Source organism: Tropicibacter sp. Alg240-R139, from assembly GCF_900537075.1.
Lineage (GTDB): Bacteria > Pseudomonadota > Alphaproteobacteria > Rhodobacterales > Rhodobacteraceae > Falsiruegeria.
Window position 1 is genome coordinate 110592 of record NZ_UNRA01000001.1, and the last position, 16333, is coordinate 126924.

Genomic DNA, 16333 nt, shown 5'->3' on the forward strand with positions numbered 1-16333 from the left:
ATGACCGGTTTGCGCAAACATCCGATGTACTCTGTCCGTGTGAACCATATGTCACGGGTTCAACAAGATGATCCGAGATACGAACATGAAAACCCAAGACATACACTTTCTGTGCGCCGCCGAAGTCGACTCCATCCGCCTGCAAGCCGAAATGGCCCGTAGCCGCGCCCTGGCAGATGGCGTCACATCTGCGGCCAAGGCAATTATCGCCCTGCCCCGAAAAGCCGGCCAGCTATTTGCGCGCAAACACCCGGCGTAAACGCCCCCAAAAACCACCACTCACAAAAGAAAACCGCCCGCCGGATCACTCTGGCGGGCGGTTTTTTCTTGCTAGTAAGTCAGCTTAGCGCATTCGACTGGTGACCACTGTAACTTCTGGTTTCTTACCAATCTCAGCCTGCCCGGTCTGACGCACGATCCGTCGCAGCGCCTCTTCCAGCTTGTCGTCGTCTTTCAACGTCTTGGCCCCGGCGCGCATCAGGAACTGATTCAGGTCCTCTTCCAAAACCTCGATCAGTGCCGCCTTGGAGTTGCCCATTTCCGGCAGACCCATCGTCTCGCACCAGGGTTCGCCCAACGGCTCATCCTCTTCGTCCAGGATCACCGTAACCAGCACGTGGCCATTCAGGGCCATGCGGATGCGGTCGCGGACAACACCGTCCAGTGCACCAACCATCACCGCGCCATCCAGATAGCTGCGCCCGGTGTCAACGTATTCCGCCACAGTCGGCGCATTGCCCGACAGATCTAGCATCATGCCGTTGACAGCCACGATACCAGGGCGGCCATGTGTTTCCGCCAGCTTGGCGTGTTCGCGCAAGTGGCGATGTTCGCCGTGCATCGGGATCACCATCTGCGGATCAATGATTCCATGCAGTGCTTCCAGATCCGGGCGGTTTGCATGTCCCGACACGTGATACAGACCTGAACTGTCATCAACCACATCAACGCCCTTTTCGCTGAGCTGGTTAATGATGCGGATCACACCCTTTTCGTTGCCCGGTATCGTCTTGGACGAGAACAGGAACAAATCGCCCTCTTTCAGCTCAAGCCCGCGGTACTTGCCGCGCGCCAGCTGCGCACTGGCAGCGCGACGCTCGCCCTGACTGCCTGTGACCAGCAACATAAGGTGGTCACGCGGTACATCGCGAGCCTCTTCAGGGCCGATAACCTTAGGGAAATCTGTCAGTACGCCGGTTTCAATCGCCGCCTCGACCATGCGCCGCATTGCACGGCCCAACAGAACAACTGAACGCCCCGCCCGATCCGCTGCCTCTGCCAGTGTCTTCACCCGCGCCACGTTGCTGGCAAAAGTCGTCGCTACCACCATGCCAGTGGCTTCACTCACCAGCCGCACGATCTCCGGGCCCACTTCGGATTCAGAACGGCCGGGATGCGTTGAAAACACGTTGGTGCTGTCACAAACCAACGCGCGCACGCCGGATTTGGCAATCTCGGCCCACATGTCCGGATCAAACGCCTCGCCCACCACTGGGTTCGGGTCCAGTTTGAAATCGCCAGTGTGCACCACACGGCCCGCCGGGCTGTCGATAACAAGCCCTGCGCTTTCGGGAATGGAATGCGACATGGGCGCAAAGCCAACCGTGAACGGCCCCGCCTTGATCGTCTCGGGCCATGTCGATGCCGTGCGCACAGCCTCGGCCGGATGACCGTGTTCTTCCATCTTGCGGCGCGCGATATTGGCAGTAAAGGCGCGGGCATAAACCGGTGCGCCCAGTTTGGCATAGAAATGCGCCACACCACCCACGTGGTCCTCGTGTGCATGGGTGACAAAGATCGCGTCCAAGCGGTCTGCACGTTCCATCAGCCAGGCCATATCTGGCATGATCAGATCCACACCCGGCGTGGTGTCCATATCGGGAAAGGCGACGCCCAGATCGACCAGGATAAAGCGTTCCTTGTCCGCTGCCCCATAGCCGTAAACATAGGCGTTCATGCCAATTTCACCTGCCCCGCCGAGGGGCAGATAGATCAATCTCTCGCTGCTCATTGTCAGCCATTATCCTTGTTATAGCGATGAATCACGGTCAGCCCGTGCATCGTCAAATCCTCTTCCATGGCATCAAACAGATCAGCACTTTGCTGAAACAGCGGGGCCAGCCCGCCTGTCGCCACGATTTTCATTGGTCGGTCGCGCTCCTCGCGGATACGCGTACAAATCTCTCGCACCAGCCCGACATAGCCCCAGAACACGCCGGATTGCATGCAGGCCACGGTGTTGGTGCCTACTACACGCTGCGGCTTGGCAATGTCCACATGCGGCAGGGCTGCGGCGGCCATATGCAGCGCCTCAAGGCTCAGGTTCACGCCCGGTGCAATAGCCCCGCCCACATAAGCGCCATCATGATCCACCACATCAAAGGTGGTCGCAGTGCCAAAATCCACCACGATCAGATCACCGCCGTGGCGGTCAAAAGCCCCTGCCGAGTTCACCAGCCGGTCGGGGCCAACTTGCGTCCCCTCATCCACACGCGGCTGGTGCGGCAGCAGGCATTCAGGTTTGCCCACAACGATAGGACGGCAGCCAAAAAAGCGATCAGCAAAGACACGCAGGTTGAACACAACACGCGGCACCGTGGACGAGATGATCACCTCGGTAATGTCCACCTCAAGCCCGTAATGCTTCACCAGCGTCGAATACCAGGTGAAATAGGCATCCGCAGTCCGGGCGTGGTGGGTCGAGGTGCGCAGGGTGCACAGAAACTCGGACCCGTCCCAGATCGAAAAGACGGTGTTGGTATTGCCGCAGTCAATGGCCAAGAGCATGATATGCCCCTTTCTTAGAAATACACGTCCGCTGCCGGTATGCTGACGCGCCCTTTGGCGGTGTTTAGGACAAGGTTGCCGTCGCCGTCCACCGTTTCAAAGGTGCCCACGGTTTCGGACGTTGCGGTACGGGCTGTGATGACCTCTCCCACCTTGGCGGCGCGGGCCAGCCAAGCGGTGCGGATCGGTTCAAACCCGTAAGTCCGCAATTGGGTTTCGTATTTGTCGAAAGCAAGCGCCAGTTCCAGCAGAAAATCCTCGGGCTCGACCTTGAGACCCGTTTCCCCAAGCAGTGACACAGGCCGCGTGGCACGTTCTTCCAAGATGTCATCTGGCGGACCAGCGATCAGGTTCACACCGATACCAACGGCCAGATGGGTAACCCCGTTCCCATTGCCTGCGCTTTCCAAAAGAATACCCGCGACCTTGCCGCCATTTAAAAGCACATCGTTTGGCCATTTCAGCGACAGGCCATCCGGGCGTCCCGTTACTGCGACAAAAGCATCAAACAGCGCCAGAGCCGCCACAAAACTGCGCAGCGCCGCCTGTTCGGGCGCCCCCTCGGGGCGCAGCACAAGCGTGGACGAGAAGTTGCCTTGTGGGTTCTTCCAGACCCGCCCGCGCCGTCCGCGACCAGCGGTCTGGTGATAGGCCATGATCCATTCCGGCCCCGCCAGCGTCAGTGCGATCCGGGCGGCCTCGTTCAGGGTGCTGTCGATTTCCTCGAACACCCGGCGGCCATATCCATGCGGCCAGGCCTTCATGACAAAAGGCCCGGTCGTGTGACCAGGCCCCTTTGTTTGACGCGGTTATTCAGATCAGTTGACAAGTGTCGCCGCCGCAGCTGCTGCCGCGCCCTCAATTCCGAACTGATAGACAACACCAACCAGCATCAAGGCCGCCGACCCCATCAACGCTGCCCACAGGATGGGCGAGGAATGCGTGTCGAGCGCCTCTTCGGGCTCTTCGCCAAAGTACATGTAGAACACGATCCGCAGATAGTAGAACGCACCGATGACCGAAGCCACAGCCGAGGCAATCACAAGCCCGGTCAGGTCCGCCTGCACACCCGCCTGCCAGACGCCATACTTGGCAAAGAAGCCCAGCATCGGCGGAACGCCTGCCAGCGAGAACATCAGGATCAGAACCGCCAGTGCCTTACCTGGTTCGCGGCGGCCATACTGGCGCAGCGCCTCGATGTCCGTCACGGGCTGGCCGTCACGTTCCATCATCAGGATAAAGGCAAAAGTGCCCACGTTCATGGTCACATAGATCGCCAGATACATCAGCATCGATTTGACGCCCAGTTCCGTACCCGCAGCCAGACCGATCAGGGCATAGCCCATATGCGCAATCGACGAAAACGCCATCAGACGCTTGATGTCGCGCTGCCCGATAGCAGCAATCGCGCCCAGGAACATCGACAGCACCGACAACAGAACGATGACTTGTTGCCAGTCCTTGACCGCGGCACCAAAGGCGTCGTGCATCAGACGCGCAAACAGAGCCATCGCAGCAACCTTGGGTGCGGTGGCAAAGAAGGCGGTGATCGGCGTGGGCGAGCCCTCGTAGACGTCCGGGGTCCACATGTGGAACGGAACGGCCGAGACCTTGAATGCCAGGCCCGAGATCAGGAAAATCAAGCCAAACAGCATACCAACCGACAGCTCGCCATGTTTGGCGGTCTGGATGATGCCCGAGAACAACGTGGTGCCGGAAAATCCATAGACCAGCGAGGCCCCATAAAGCAGCAAGCCCGAGCTGAGCGCGCCGAGGACGAAGTATTTCAAACCAGCTTCGGTCGATTTCACGCTATCACGGCGCAGGGCCGCCACAACATAAAGCGCCAGTGATTGCAGTTCCAACCCCATGTACAGCGCCATCAGGTCGCCTGCCGACACCATCATCATCATGCCAACAGCGGCCAAGGCCACCAGCAGCGGGTATTCGAACCGCAGCAGGCCGCGACGGTTCATGTAGTCCTGGCTCATCACCAGAACCGCCGCCGCGCTCAGCAGGATCGCCACCTTGGCGAACCGGGCAAACCCGTCATCGACGAACATGCCGTTGAACGCCACGTTGGTGCCATTGCCGCTGGTTGCGATCCAGATGGCCAGCACGGCCATCAACCCGCTGGTCGTCCAGACCAACAGCGGGGCCACGCCGTCCTTGGTGGTGTAAACCGCCCCCAAGAGCGCCACCATGGCGTACACGGCCAGAACAATCTCTGGCAGGATTACGGTCAGATCAGCCTGGATCATGTCCCGGGGCCCCCTTAGTGCGTCTCGGCCACCTGGATCGCGGCCTCTGCCGCGGCCAGGGCCGTGTCATAGTTCGAAATCAGCGCAGCGGTCGACGGGCCGATGATATCAGTGACCAGCGAGGGGTAGACCCCCAGCAGTACGGTCATGACGATCAGCGGCGTGAACACTGCACGCTCGCGCGAGCTCATATCAGTGATGGACTTCAGGCTTTCCTTGATCAGGTCGCCAAAGACAACCCGGCGATATAGCCACAAGGCATAACCAGCTGAGAAGATCACCCCCGAGGTCGCCACAGCGGCCACCCACGTGTTGACCTGGAATATCCCCATCAGCGTCAGGAATTCACCCACAAATCCCGATGTGCCCGGCAGGCCCACGTTGGCCATAGTGAACAGCATGAACACCATCGCATAAGCAGGCATCCGGTTCACCAAACCGCCATAGGCGTCGATGTCACGGGTGTGCATCCGGTCATAGATCACCCCCACACATAGGAAGAGCGCCGCCGAGATGAAGCCGTGGCTGATCATCTGGAAAATCGCGCCATCCACGCCCTGCTGGTTGGCTGCAAAGATGCCCATGGTCACAAAGCCCATGTGCGCAACCGACGAATAGGCGATCAGCTTTTTCATGTCTTCCTGCACCATCGCCACCAGCGAGGTGTAGACAATAGCAATCGCCGACATCCACAGAACCAGCGGCGTCAGCACCTCTGCCCCGACCGGGAACATCGGCAGGCTGAACCGCAGGAAGCCATAGCCGCCCATCTTGAGCAGGATCGCTGCCAGAACCACGGAACCGGCTGTAGGCGCCTGAACGTGTGCGTCCGGCAACCAGGTGTGTACCGGCCACATCGGCATCTTGACCGCAAAAGAGGCAAAGAACGCCAGGAACATCAGCGTCTGCATACCGCCCACGATGTGAACACCCAGCACGCTAAAGCTTTGCGACGCGAACTGATGGCTCATCAATGCCTCGATGTCAGAGGTGCCGGCATCCACATACATGGCCACCATCGCCACCAGCATCAGAACCGAGCCGAGGAAAGTGTAGAGGAAGAACTTGAAGCTGGCGTAGATGCGTTCCTTGCCGCCCCAGATGCCGATGATCAGGAACATCGGGATCAGACCCGCCTCGAAGAACAGGTAGAACAGGATCAGATCCAGCGCCATGAACACGCCCAGCATGAGCGTTTCCAAGAGCAGAAAGGCGATCATGTATTCCTTGACCCGCACCTCCACATTCCAGCTGGCCAGAATGGTCAGCGGCATGATGAAGGTGGTCAGCAGGACAAACAGCACACTGATGCCGTCAACGCCCATCTTGTATTTCAGCCCCATGAACCATTCTGCCTCTTCCACGAACTGAAAGCCCGTGTTGGCCGGATCAAAACCCGTGTAGATCCCGATGGACACCAGGAAGGTCACGGTCGTCGCAAACAACGCCCCCCATTTGGCGTTGCGCTGTGCAGCTACATCTTCGCCACGCAGGAACACGGCCAGAATGAGCGCGGCAATCGCCGGGACAAAGGTGACGATGGAGAGGATATTATCCATTAGTGTGCGCCTCCGCCGATCGACATCCAGGTGACAAGGGCAGCTAGCCCCAAAACCATCCAGAAGGCATAGGTAAAGATGTAGCCCGACTGCGCCTTGCCTGCGAGGCGGGTAAAGAAGGGAACAACGCCCATGGCCATCCCGTTCAGGAAGCCGTCGATGGTGTTGCCATCACCGCGTTTCCACAAGAGCCGGCCCAAACGGAGCGCCGATTTGACAAAAATAGCGTCATAGATCTCGTCAAAGTACCACTTGTTCTTGAGGAACCTGTAGAGCGGATTGAAGTTCTCGACCATGCGACCGGGCATCGCCGGGTTCCAGACATAGAACCAAAGCGCCACGATCAGGCCCAGGACCATCGCAATAAAAGGCGAGAGCTTGACCCACTTGGGCGCAGCATGCGCGTCGTCCAGAACGGTGTTGTCCGGCGCCATGTAAAGCGCGCCCTCACCCGGCTCTCCGGCAAAGACATAGTGATGCTCACCCGAAGATGGCTCGCCATGCCCGTCATCTGCGTAACCAGCATCATCACCATGACCGTCCGACGACACAGTGTCCGACCCGGACGCGCCGTGCGACGTGCTGTGACCATCCGCAGCAGTCTCGGCCACCGGGATGCCATAGAACTTGGCGACCTGATCTGTGTGACCAAAGAAGCTGTTGTACCAGATCATACCGGCAAACACGGCCCCTGCCGACAAAACGCCAAGCGGAACCAGCATGGTCATCGGGCTTTCGTGCGCGTGCTCATGCGTATGCTTGTCGCCGCGTTCCTCGCCATAAAAGGTCAGCAGGATCAAACGCCAGCTGTAGAAGGATGTCATCGCAGCCGCCACGACCAGCAGCCAGAAGCCATAAGACGACCCGCCTGCATAGGCACTTTCGATGATCGCGTCCTTGGACAGGAAGCCTGCGAAACCAAAGGTGGTCAGCGGAATGCCCACCCCGGTGATGGCCAGCGTGCCGATCATCATCGCGGCAAAAGTATAGGGGATCTTTTTGCGCAGGTTCCCGTAATTCATCATGTCCTGCTCATGGTGCATCGCGTGGATGACCGACCCGGCCCCAAGGAACAAAAGCGCCTTGAAGAAGGCGTGCGTGAACAGGTGGAACATCGCCGCCGAATACATGCCCACGCCAGCGGCCACGAACATGTAACCCAGCTGCGAACAGGTCGAATAGGCGATGACGCGTTTGATGTCGGTCTGCACCAGACCCACGGTTGCGGCGAAGAATGCGGTTGTTGCGCCAAGAACGGTGATGAAGCCGGTCGCGCCCGGCGCAAATTCCATCAGCGGCGACATGCGGCACACCAGGAAGACACCAGCCGTCACCATGGTTGCGGCGTGGATCAGCGCCGACACAGGCGTCGGGCCTTCCATCGCGTCTGGCAACCAGGTGTGCAGGATCAGCTGCGCCGATTTACCCATGGCACCGATGAAGAGCAGCACGCAGACAACCTCGATCGCGGACCATTCGGCCCACAGGAATGTCAGCTGCGTTTCGGCCAGCGTCGGTGCAGCGGCAAAGATGTCGTCAAAGTTGATGCTGTCGACCAAGAAGAACAGCGCAAAGATGCCAAGCGCAAAGCCAAAGTCACCCACCCGGTTGACGATGAACGCTTTCATGGCGGCAGCATTGGCCGATGGCTTGCGATAGTAGAAGCCGATCAACAGGTAGGATGCGACACCCACGCCTTCCCAGCCAAAGAACATCTGCACCAAGTTGTCGGCTGTCACCAGCATCAGCATGGCGAAGGTAAAGAATGACAGATAGGCAAAGAAGCGCGGTTTGTAACTCTCGCCTTCGCGCCACTGCGGATCGTGTTCCATGTAGCCGAAGGAATACAGGTGCACGAGCGCCGAAACGGTGGTCACAACGATCAGCATGATCGCGGTCATCCGGTCCAAACGGATCGCCCAGTCGGTGCTAAGTGCGCCGCTTTCGATCCAGCGCAGGATTTCAATCTGCTGAGTAACCCCGTCAAAGGTAAAAAAGACGATCCAGCTGAGCAGACAGCTCAGGAACAGCAGGCCCGTGGCGGTCCACATGGCCGCTTTTTCGCCCAGAAACTTCCAGCCGAACCCACACAAGATCGCGCCGACCAGAGGGGCAAAGAGGATAGTGGTTTCCATAATCTCTTAACCCTTCATCACGTTGATGTCTTCGACGGCGATGGTGCCGCGGTTGCGGAAGAAGCAGACCAGAATGGCCAGACCGATCGCAGCCTCAGCCGCGGCGACGGTCAGCACGAACAACGTGAAGACCTGCCCGACCAGATCGCCCAGGAAGCTTGAGAAGGCCACAAGGTTGATGTTCACCGCCAAGAGCATCAGTTCAATGCTCATCAGCAGGATGATCACGTTCTTGCGGTTCAAGAACAGACCAAAGATGCCAATGACGAACAGCGTCGCCGCAACGGTCAAATAATGTTCAAGTCCGATCATGGTTACAGCCCCTGCCCCGGTTTCACGTCCTTGAGCTCCATCGCTTTGGCCGGGTCGCGCATCATCTGAGCGACGATGTCCTGACGCTTGATGTCGGTCCGGTGGCGCAGGGTCAGCACGATCGCGCCGATCATTGCGACCAGCAGGATCAGGCCTGCCAGCTGGAACAGAAGGAAATATTGGTCGTAAAGGATGACGCCAAGCGCCTCGGTGTTGTGGCGATCTGTCGGCACCGGCTGCGCCAGGTGATCAGCGGCACCCGGCGCACTCTCCCACGCACCAAAAGCCATGACGAACTGCATCAGGATCACCAGGCCGATCAGCAGGGCCAGCGGCATATATCGCGCCATTTCCGCTTTTAACTCGGCAAAATCCACATCCAACATCATCACCACAAAAAGAAATAGAACTGCGACCGCGCCGACGTAGACGATGATCAGCAGCATGGCGACAAATTCCGCCCCCAGCAGAACAAACAGCCCCGCCGATGATATGAACGACAAGATCAACCACAGCACCGAATGCACCGGTTGACGGCTGATCACGGTGAACAACCCCCCGGTGATCGCGCTGATCGCGAATAGGTAAAAGGCAAATACACTCATGTTTCGCTGTCCCCTTCTTCGCCCAGGACCTCTTGCGCCAACTCAAGCGCGCGGGTCATAGCCGGAATGCCGGCAAACACCGACATCTGCCCAATCGTTTCAACGATCTCTTGTTTCTTGGCACCCGCCGCGACTGCGTGGCGCACCGTTTGGCGCACAGCTGAATCGGCCTGCGCGCCCTGCATTGTCAATCCAGCCAGCGTAATCAGAAGGCGCGTCTTGGCGTCCAGCCCGTCCTTGTTGACAGTGTTGCCAAACATCATTTCCATGACCTCTTTGGGCATGGTCGGCCAAAGCGCTTCGAACCCCTTGAACGCGTCAGTCGGAGAGAACTTCTCCAGCGCGGGGTTCATCGACTTGGCCATCTCAGTGGCCTGAGCCATCATCATCTCAAACGGGTTTTTCGGATCGGTCATCGGTAGGGCGCATCCATTTCCAGATTGCGGGCAATTTCGGCTTCCCACCGCTCGCCATTCGCCAGCAGCTTGTCCTTGTCATAGAACAACTCTTCGCGGGTTTCGGTGGCGAATTCGAAATTCGGCCCCTCGACGACGGCATCCACCGGGCAGGCTTCTTGGCAGAAACCGCAGTAGATGCATTTGGTCATGTCGATGTCGTACCGCGTGGTGCGACGGCTGCCGTCCTCGCGCGGTTCGGCGTCGATGGTGATGGCCTGCGCCGGGCAGATCGCCTCGCAGAGTTTGCACGCGATGCAGCGTTCTTCGCCGTTGGGATAGCGACGCAATGCATGTTCGCCACGGAAACGAGGTGACAGAGGCCCCTTTTCATGCGGATAGTTGAGTGTAGCCTTGGGACCAAAGAAATACTTCAGCCCCAGCTTCATGCCGACCCAGAAATCCTGCAATAGGAAGTATTTGGCGGCGCGGGTATAGTCGATTTGGGTCATGCTCTTTCTTCCTTACCTTGCCACGCGAAATCCAGTCGACCAATTAGCCAGCTCAGAAGTCTCATCGAGCTGCTCCTTCAACCAACCTTTTGTCTTTTGAATCTCTACGGCGGCTTCGACTGCGTCCTCCAGCGTTTCGCATCGAAGCAGCTCATCATTCCTTGCAGTCAGAATAAAGTACTCTGAAGCGTTCCAAATTGTGAATTCCGCTCCATCGTTATCGAACGAATAAAACCGGTCGCCTTGCAACATTGTATCAGCCCCCTACGCTCCAGCGGGCGAATGCCCCCCAGAACCAGTCGAATTTTGCCGCAAAGGCCACGAAAACCACCCAACCCAGCGAGAACGGCAGGAACACTTTCCACCCCAGACGCATTAGCTGGTCATAGCGGTAGCGCGGCGTAATCGCCTTGACCATCGCGAAGAGGAAGAAGAAGAACGCCATCTTGGCGACCATCCACAGCACGCCATCCGGCAGGCCCGGGATCGGCGACAGCCAGCCGCCAAAGAACAGCAGCGTGGTCAGGGCGCACATCAGGAAGATGGCGATGTATTCGCCCGCCATGAACAGCAGGAAAGGTGTTGCCGAATATTCTACCTGATAGCCAGCCACCAGTTCCGATTCCGCCTCTGGCAGGTCGAACGGTGGCCGGTTGGTTTCTGCAAGTGCCGAGATGAAAAACAGGAACACCATCGGGAAATGTGGCAGCCAGTACCAGTTAAACAAGCCCAGATTGCCGTCCTGCGCGCGCACGATGTCGCCAAAGTTCATCGAACCCGTCGACAGGATTACACCGATGATGATCAAACCAATCGACACCTCATAGGAAATCATCTGCGCGGCTGATCGCAGCGATCCCAGGAACGGGTATTTCGAGTTCGAGGCCCAACCGCCCATGATCACGCCGTAAACCTCCAACGAGGAGACGGCGAAGACATAAAGGATCGCGACGTTGATGTCCGAGAGAACCCAGCCATCGTTGAACGGGATCACCGCCCAGGCGATCATCGCCAGCACAAAAGACGTCAGCGGCGCCAAGATGAACACGGTGCGGTCGGCACCGGCGGGGATCACCACCTCTTTGACCACATATTTCAGTGCGTCGGCCACTGATTGCAGCAGGCCGTAGACGCCCACGACGTTGGGGCCCCGACGCATCTGGACTGCCGCCCAGATCTTGCGGTCGCCGTACACCAGGAAAAGCAGAGAGATCATCACAAAAGCAACAACTGCAAGCACTTGCGCCAGGATGATGATGGCGATGCCGCCTGGGGTGTTAAAGAATTCAGCCATAGGTCCTCACACCGTGGGTATTCCGTTTTCCGCGCAATTGGCGACCACGACTTCGGCGTCGATGGTATCCAACCCACGGGGTAATGATGACGAGATGGTGTAAACAGCATCCGCCGACCACACGCCACCCTTTTCATTCATGTTCGTGCGCAAATGGCGCGCAAAACCGTAGCCACGGATCAGCGCATATTGCGCCGCCGCACATTCGGCATAGGCATCCACGTCTTTTTCATCGCGCGCGCCGGTCATTGATACGTCGAACTGCACCAGATCCCCATCCAGCAACGAGGTCTCAACGCCCTGATAGTCGGGCGCGAACTGTGTCACCGTTCCGTCGGCCTGTTCCTCACAGGCCGCCAAAGCGATCAGGGATATGAGCGCTATCCGGATCATTCTGCCGCAATCTGCTCCGAGTTGCGCGCCTTAGCGCCCGCTGACAGCTCGGCCATCAGCTCTGATGCGCGGGCGATCGGGTTGGTCAGATAGAAGTCCTTGACCGCAGTGCGGAAGCTCGCCTGGCCAAGAGATCCGGTATCCAACGGTTGCACCTCATTGTCGGCAACCTCGTTGATTTTGGCCAGGTGCGGTACAGCGGCGACCAGCGTCTGACGCAGTTGCGCGAGGCTGTCGTAGGGCAGCGCTTCACCGGTCTCGGCACTAAGTGCACGCAGGATGGCCCAGTTTTCCTTGGCCTCACCCGGCGCAAATCCGGCGCGCAATGCCAATTGCGGACGACCTTCGGTGTTCACGAACAGACCGTTTTCTTCGGTATAGGCTGCCCCCGGCAGGATCACGTCGGCGCGATGCGCGCCGCGGTCGCCGTGGCTGCCCTGATAGATGACAAAGGCACCTTCGCCGATCTCGATCTCATCCGCTCCGAGGTTATAGATCACGTCCGCTTCGCCAACTGCGTCCATGCCACGTTCGTTGGTGGCATCGACATCCATAGCGCCCACGCGCGACGCAGCGGTGTGCAAGATCAGCAGCCCGCTGCCTGTGTTGGCCGCGACTGCCTGAGCCGAGGCCAGAACTGCCGCGCCGTCAGCCTCTTGCAGGGCACCCTGCCCCACAATCACCAACGATCGTCTGCCCTTGATCTCGTCATCGCCGCCCATGTCGACGACCCGTTGCAATGCAGCGCGATCGTCACCCATGTGGGCATAGTCAAAGGTCAGATCGACCGCTTGCCCGACAAGTGCCACTTCAGCCCCATCAATCCATGCCTTGCGGATACGCGCGTTCAACACCGGTGCTTCGTTACGCGGGTCCGTGCCGATCAGCAGGATACGCTCGGCGTTGTCGATGTCCTCGATCGCGGCGGTCCCGGCATACGCACCCCGGTTGCCCGCTGGCAGTTTTGCGCCATCGGTACGGCATTCCACAACGCCGCCTTTTCCCTCGATCAACTGCTTCAAAGCAAATGCCGCTTCGACCGAGGTCAGATCGCCAACGACTCCAGCCAGTTTTTCGGCCCCGTTAATCGCCTTGGCAGCAGCGGCCAATGCTTCCGGCCAGCTCGCCGGTTTCAATTTCCCGTCAACACGCACATAAGGCCGATCCAAACGCTGGCGACGCAACCCGTCCCAGACAAAGCGGGTCTTGTCGCTGATCCATTCCTCGTTCACACCGTCATGGTTGCGAGGCAGAAATCGCATCACTTCGCGCCCCTTGGTGTCGACACGAATGTTCGATCCAAGCGCGTCCATCACGTCGATGCTCTCGGTCTTGGTCAGTTCCCAAGGGCGCGCGGTGAAAGCATAGGGTTTCGACGTCAGCGCCCCAACCGGGCACAGATCGATGATGTTGCCCTGCAGGTTCGAAACCAGCGTTTCGTTCAGATAACTGGTGATTTCCGCATCTTCACCGCGACCAGTCTGACCCATCTGCGTGATACCAGCAACCTCGGACGTGAAACGCACGCAACGGGTGCAGCTGATGCAGCGGGTCATCGCGGTGGACACCAGCGGCCCCAGATCCAGGTCATCGACAGCCCGCTTGGCTTCCTTAAACCGGGTGTCAGAGATGCCGTAGGCCATCGCCTGATCCTGCAGGTCGCATTCGCCGCCCTGATCGCAAATCGGGCAATCCAGCGGGTGGTTGATGAGCATGAACTCCATCACCCCCTCGCGGGCCTTCTTGACCATGGGCGAGTTTGTCTTGACCACCGGTGCCTGACCTTCGGGGCCGGGACGCAGATCGCGCACCTGCATCGCGCAAGAGGCCGCCGGTTTCGGCGGACCGCCAACAACCTCGACCAGACACATGCGGCAGTTGCCCGCGATGGACAAACGCTCGTGATAGCAGAAACGCGGTACCTCGACCCCGGCCTGTTCACAGGCCTGGATCAGGGTCATCGCGCCGTCCACTTCGAGCTCTTGCCCGTCAATATTGATCTTGCGGAGGTCAGACATGGTCTATTTCGCCCTCAAATACACGCCGATCGCGCTGTTTTTATTGATTTCCGCGCGGCCAAGCGCACAGAAGGTTTCGGGTTGTCCGTATTTCGCCCCGTTGGCGGCCAAATAGGTCTCGCCCTTGTTGCGCATACGATCTTTTTCAGTATCGGATTCCACATAGGCCCGGATTTCGTCATCCGAATAACCCAGTTTGTTGGCCTTGGACCGCAGCGCCCACATCACACTGATTGCCTTCATCCGGCGGCCGGTGATGCCGTTGCAGATCTCGGCGATCTCGTTGGCGATGGCGATGTAGTAGAGCTCGTTGTCGATCTCGCTCACTTCACGCAGGGGTGGTTTCGCCTGAGCTGATGCCGGGATTGAGATTGGCAACGCAACCAGACCAGCAAAAACGGCGTACTTGATAACGGACATGACATTCCCTTTCGTTTTGGATGTTCCAAAACGACCCTCATCCGGGCTGCTATTCAATAACGGCCCCTCAAATGAGCAAGGATATGCCAATGCACGAATCATGGACGGCCACAGGTCCCACGGAATGTCACGGCCCCATCAACCAAAGGCACCCGCGCCGGATCCGCGTCCGGGCCAACAACCCAGTCGATTTTTGATGTTCCATAATTTTCGATGCAATAGCGGTAAGCGCGATCGCGACCAGCCTTACGCGCTGAATCCAGCGAGATGGCCGCACCTTCGACGCGGACGTAAAAGTCGGCCAAGGTCACCTTCTTGTCGATGGGCTGCGCATCGGTGCGAAACTCGATGCCATCATAGGTAATTAGGTTTACTTTGTTTTTCTTGCGGTTACATCCGGCAACGGCAACGGCAACGGTTGCACACAGAATCCCAAGCAGGGCAAGACGGGTGGCCTTCATGTCAGTGTCCTCCTACCGCTGTGCCCAGTTGCCTGGGTTGGCTGTTGAATTTCGGTTCGATCATTTTCTCTCACTCCGCTGCAACGTGGGTGCAACCGTGTGAGCGCCACATATTAGCATCACTCAGGGCGGACCAGTCAAAAGCATGTTCACTCGCGCCATGCGCGCGCAGATGCCCGAGCCGCTCCATTGCTTCGTCCAGTGTCGGTTCTTGACCTTCTGGCACCCACCACATGACGAAATGCATCGCACCCAGTATTTCGAACCATTCCTGCCGACGTTCATAAAACTGCTTGTGGATGGTGCCCCAAACGAACTTTTCCAGGCTCGGTGCATCGCTCCAGACGGTCAGGTTGGCCACGAACTGGGGGTCATTGCAGATGCTGTTTTCTGTATTGCCAGTACCGGGTTCCCCAGAACCTTCCATCATCCAGACGAACCCCGGCATACGCTTGCCCAGGTCATTCACACGATCGAGATTCTCCATGAACTCGGCCACACGCGGATCATCCGTCGGTGCCAAAAGGCGGCCCACGTTCAGCTCGGCTAGGTGATATCCATCAGGTTGCTTCAAAACACCGCCACCAATGTCATTACGGCCAGAACCACCATGCAGGCCCAACCGGCAACATAAAACACCGAGCGCGGCCCGCTGTGCGGTTTGCCGACACCCTGTAGGTGGACAACCAGCATGATCAGGCGCACCACCAGAAAAGTCGAAGCCAAAAGGTTGACCCAGAACGGGCTCGCCCCGGCCAGCATCGCCGCAACTGTCACGGTCAAAAAGGCTGGCAGTGTTTCGGTCCCGTTCAGATAGGCCCGGTTCAAACGATAGGCCTTGTTCGCATAATCCTGCTCAGGCGTTGCGCCCGGAGCCAGCCCCTTGCTCGCCTTAGCGAGCGCCGAAAACGGCGAGAGTGCGAGCACGACCAGCGTGAAAAGCACCAACGACGCAATCGCGTGGGTATATTCTGCAAACTGTTCCATCATTGCGATCCTTCAAGCACACCCCAGCGTCATGCCGAGAGAGACAACAAAATCTTCGGTTTCACGTCAGACCTACCAAAAGAAGAGGTAAGCCACGCCAAAACACAAAAGCACTCCGTACAATACGGCCAACCAAAGAAATGAAGGCGGATTGTTTCGGCGCTTTCTCGCGATTTCATATTGCTCGTGTTGGC

General features: G+C 58.4%; 19 protein-coding genes. 1 reads left to right on the forward strand and 18 read right to left on the reverse strand.

The genetic code is table 11. The features are described 5' to 3' along the window. Positions 1-67 precede the first annotated feature (67 nt). Entirely contained in the window at positions 68-259 is a 192-nt protein-coding gene (locus G6R15_RS00555; RefSeq protein WP_164657839.1) for a hypothetical protein, read from the forward strand. 84 nt (positions 260-343) lie between these two features. Here the strand turns inward: G6R15_RS00555 and G6R15_RS00560 are convergent, their stop codons facing one another. From G6R15_RS00560 to G6R15_RS00645, 18 genes are all read right to left on the reverse strand, one after another. Further along, positions 344-2011, reverse strand: coding sequence for a ribonuclease J (locus G6R15_RS00560; protein WP_164657840.1), 1668 nt, complete (start codon positions 2009-2011; stop codon positions 344-346). Between the two features lie 2 nt (positions 2012-2013). Then, entirely contained in the window at positions 2014-2787 is a 774-nt protein-coding gene (locus G6R15_RS00565) for a type III pantothenate kinase (RefSeq protein ID WP_164657841.1), read from the reverse strand. A gap of 14 nt (positions 2788-2801) precedes the next feature. Then, complete coding sequence (locus G6R15_RS00570; protein ID WP_164657842.1) at positions 2802-3551, reverse strand: biotin--[acetyl-CoA-carboxylase] ligase; 750 nt, start codon at positions 3549-3551, stop codon at positions 2802-2804. Between the two features lie 54 nt (positions 3552-3605). Next, positions 3606-5048 carry an NADH-quinone oxidoreductase subunit NuoN gene (gene nuoN, locus G6R15_RS00575; RefSeq protein ID WP_164657843.1) on the reverse strand — a complete coding sequence of 481 codons (1443 nt, stop codon included), beginning with the start codon at positions 5046-5048 and terminating at the stop codon, positions 3606-3608. Positions 5049-5062: 14 nt separating this feature from the next. Further along, entirely contained in the window at positions 5063-6607 is a 1545-nt protein-coding gene (locus G6R15_RS00580; protein WP_164657844.1) for an NADH-quinone oxidoreductase subunit M, read from the reverse strand. Continuing rightward, positions 6607-8742, reverse strand: a complete 2136-nt coding sequence (nuoL, locus tag G6R15_RS00585) for an NADH-quinone oxidoreductase subunit L (RefSeq protein ID WP_164657845.1) — start codon at positions 8740-8742, stop codon at positions 6607-6609. Before nuoL ends, G6R15_RS00580 begins: the two co-directional genes overlap by 1 nt. A gap of 6 nt (positions 8743-8748) precedes the next feature. Then, complete coding sequence (gene nuoK / locus G6R15_RS00590) at positions 8749-9054, reverse strand: NADH-quinone oxidoreductase subunit NuoK (protein WP_005624625.1); 306 nt, start codon at positions 9052-9054, stop codon at positions 8749-8751. Between the two features lie 2 nt (positions 9055-9056). After that, complete coding sequence (locus tag G6R15_RS00595) at positions 9057-9659, reverse strand: NADH-quinone oxidoreductase subunit J (RefSeq protein WP_164657846.1); 603 nt, start codon at positions 9657-9659, stop codon at positions 9057-9059. Then, entirely contained in the window at positions 9656-10075 is a 420-nt protein-coding gene (locus G6R15_RS00600) for a carboxymuconolactone decarboxylase family protein (RefSeq protein ID WP_164657847.1), read from the reverse strand. The genes G6R15_RS00595 and G6R15_RS00600 overlap by 4 nt, the downstream gene beginning before the upstream one ends. Continuing rightward, the gene (gene nuoI, locus G6R15_RS00605; protein WP_164657848.1) at positions 10072-10566 is read right to left on the reverse strand and encodes an NADH-quinone oxidoreductase subunit NuoI; all 495 of its coding nucleotides are present in this window, start codon (positions 10564-10566) and stop codon (positions 10072-10074) included. The genes G6R15_RS00600 and nuoI overlap by 4 nt, the downstream gene beginning before the upstream one ends. Positions 10567-10578: 12 nt before the next feature. Continuing rightward, complete coding sequence (locus G6R15_RS00610) at positions 10579-10818, reverse strand: hypothetical protein (RefSeq protein WP_164657849.1); 240 nt, start codon at positions 10816-10818, stop codon at positions 10579-10581. Positions 10819-10822: 4 nt separating this feature from the next. After that, complete coding sequence (gene nuoH, locus G6R15_RS00615; protein WP_164657850.1) at positions 10823-11860, reverse strand: NADH-quinone oxidoreductase subunit NuoH; 1038 nt, start codon at positions 11858-11860, stop codon at positions 10823-10825. Positions 11861-11866: 6 nt separating this feature from the next. Next, complete coding sequence (locus G6R15_RS00620; protein WP_164657851.1) at positions 11867-12253, reverse strand: hypothetical protein; 387 nt, start codon at positions 12251-12253, stop codon at positions 11867-11869. Further along, positions 12250-14271, reverse strand: coding sequence for an NADH-quinone oxidoreductase subunit NuoG (gene nuoG / locus G6R15_RS00625; protein ID WP_164657852.1), 2022 nt, complete (start codon positions 14269-14271; stop codon positions 12250-12252). Before nuoG ends, G6R15_RS00620 begins: the two co-directional genes overlap by 4 nt. A gap of 3 nt (positions 14272-14274) precedes the next feature. Then, positions 14275-14793: a DUF5333 domain-containing protein gene (locus tag G6R15_RS00630; RefSeq protein WP_240336632.1), complete on the reverse strand. Its 519-nt coding sequence runs from the start codon at positions 14791-14793 to the stop codon at positions 14275-14277. Further along, on the reverse strand, positions 14790-15152 hold the full coding sequence (locus G6R15_RS00635) for a hypothetical protein (RefSeq protein WP_164657853.1): 363 nt from the start codon (positions 15150-15152) through the stop codon (positions 14790-14792). The genes G6R15_RS00630 and G6R15_RS00635 overlap by 4 nt, the downstream gene beginning before the upstream one ends. Before the next feature lie 70 nt (positions 15153-15222). After that, entirely contained in the window at positions 15223-15726 is a 504-nt protein-coding gene (locus tag G6R15_RS00640; RefSeq protein ID WP_164657854.1) for a DUF3291 domain-containing protein, read from the reverse strand. Then, positions 15723-16139, reverse strand: coding sequence for an MAPEG family protein (locus tag G6R15_RS00645; protein WP_164657855.1), 417 nt, complete (start codon positions 16137-16139; stop codon positions 15723-15725). Before G6R15_RS00645 ends, G6R15_RS00640 begins: the two co-directional genes overlap by 4 nt. Positions 16140-16333: the final 194 nt, after the last annotated feature.

What these genes read in the sequence shown, in the direction of transcription:
- nuoL (WP_164657845.1), bottom strand. Translation starts at nt 8,742, where the DNA reads ATGGAAACCACTATCCTCTTTGCCCCTCTGGTCGGCGCGATCTTGTGT.
- G6R15_RS00570 (WP_164657842.1), bottom strand. Translation starts at nt 3,551, where the DNA reads ATGAAGGCCTGGCCGCATGGATATGGCCGCCGGGTGTTCGAGGAAATC.
- nuoH (WP_164657850.1), bottom strand. Translation starts at nt 11,860, where the DNA reads ATGGCTGAATTCTTTAACACCCCAGGCGGCATCGCCATCATCATCCTG.
- G6R15_RS00560 (WP_164657840.1), bottom strand. Translation starts at nt 2,011, where the DNA reads ATGAGCAGCGAGAGATTGATCTATCTGCCCCTCGGCGGGGCAGGTGAA.
- nuoG (WP_164657852.1), bottom strand. Translation starts at nt 14,271, where the DNA reads ATGTCTGACCTCCGCAAGATCAATATTGACGGGCAAGAGCTCGAAGTG.
- nuoI (WP_164657848.1), bottom strand. Translation starts at nt 10,566, where the DNA reads ATGACCCAAATCGACTATACCCGCGCCGCCAAATACTTCCTATTGCAG.
- G6R15_RS00565 (WP_164657841.1), bottom strand. Translation starts at nt 2,787, where the DNA reads ATGCTCTTGGCCATTGACTGCGGCAATACCAACACCGTCTTTTCGATC.
- G6R15_RS00600 (WP_164657847.1), bottom strand. Translation starts at nt 10,075, where the DNA reads ATGACCGATCCGAAAAACCCGTTTGAGATGATGATGGCTCAGGCCACT.
- G6R15_RS00580 (WP_164657844.1), bottom strand. Translation starts at nt 6,607, where the DNA reads ATGGATAATATCCTCTCCATCGTCACCTTTGTCCCGGCGATTGCCGCG.
- G6R15_RS00620 (WP_164657851.1), bottom strand. Translation starts at nt 12,253, where the DNA reads ATGATCCGGATAGCGCTCATATCCCTGATCGCTTTGGCGGCCTGTGAG.
- G6R15_RS00645 (WP_164657855.1), bottom strand. Translation starts at nt 16,139, where the DNA reads ATGGAACAGTTTGCAGAATATACCCACGCGATTGCGTCGTTGGTGCTT.
- G6R15_RS00630 (WP_240336632.1), bottom strand. Translation starts at nt 14,793, where the DNA reads ATGATTCGTGCATTGGCATATCCTTGCTCATTTGAGGGGCCGTTATTG.
- nuoN (WP_164657843.1), bottom strand. Translation starts at nt 5,048, where the DNA reads ATGATCCAGGCTGATCTGACCGTAATCCTGCCAGAGATTGTTCTGGCC.
- G6R15_RS00635 (WP_164657853.1), bottom strand. Translation starts at nt 15,152, where the DNA reads ATGAAGGCCACCCGTCTTGCCCTGCTTGGGATTCTGTGTGCAACCGTT.
- nuoK (WP_005624625.1), bottom strand. Translation starts at nt 9,054, where the DNA reads ATGATCGGACTTGAACATTATTTGACCGTTGCGGCGACGCTGTTCGTC.
- G6R15_RS00610 (WP_164657849.1), bottom strand. Translation starts at nt 10,818, where the DNA reads ATGTTGCAAGGCGACCGGTTTTATTCGTTCGATAACGATGGAGCGGAA.
- G6R15_RS00595 (WP_164657846.1), bottom strand. Translation starts at nt 9,659, where the DNA reads ATGAGTGTATTTGCCTTTTACCTATTCGCGATCAGCGCGATCACCGGG.
- G6R15_RS00555 (WP_164657839.1), top strand. Translation starts at nt 68, where the DNA reads ATGATCCGAGATACGAACATGAAAACCCAAGACATACACTTTCTGTGC.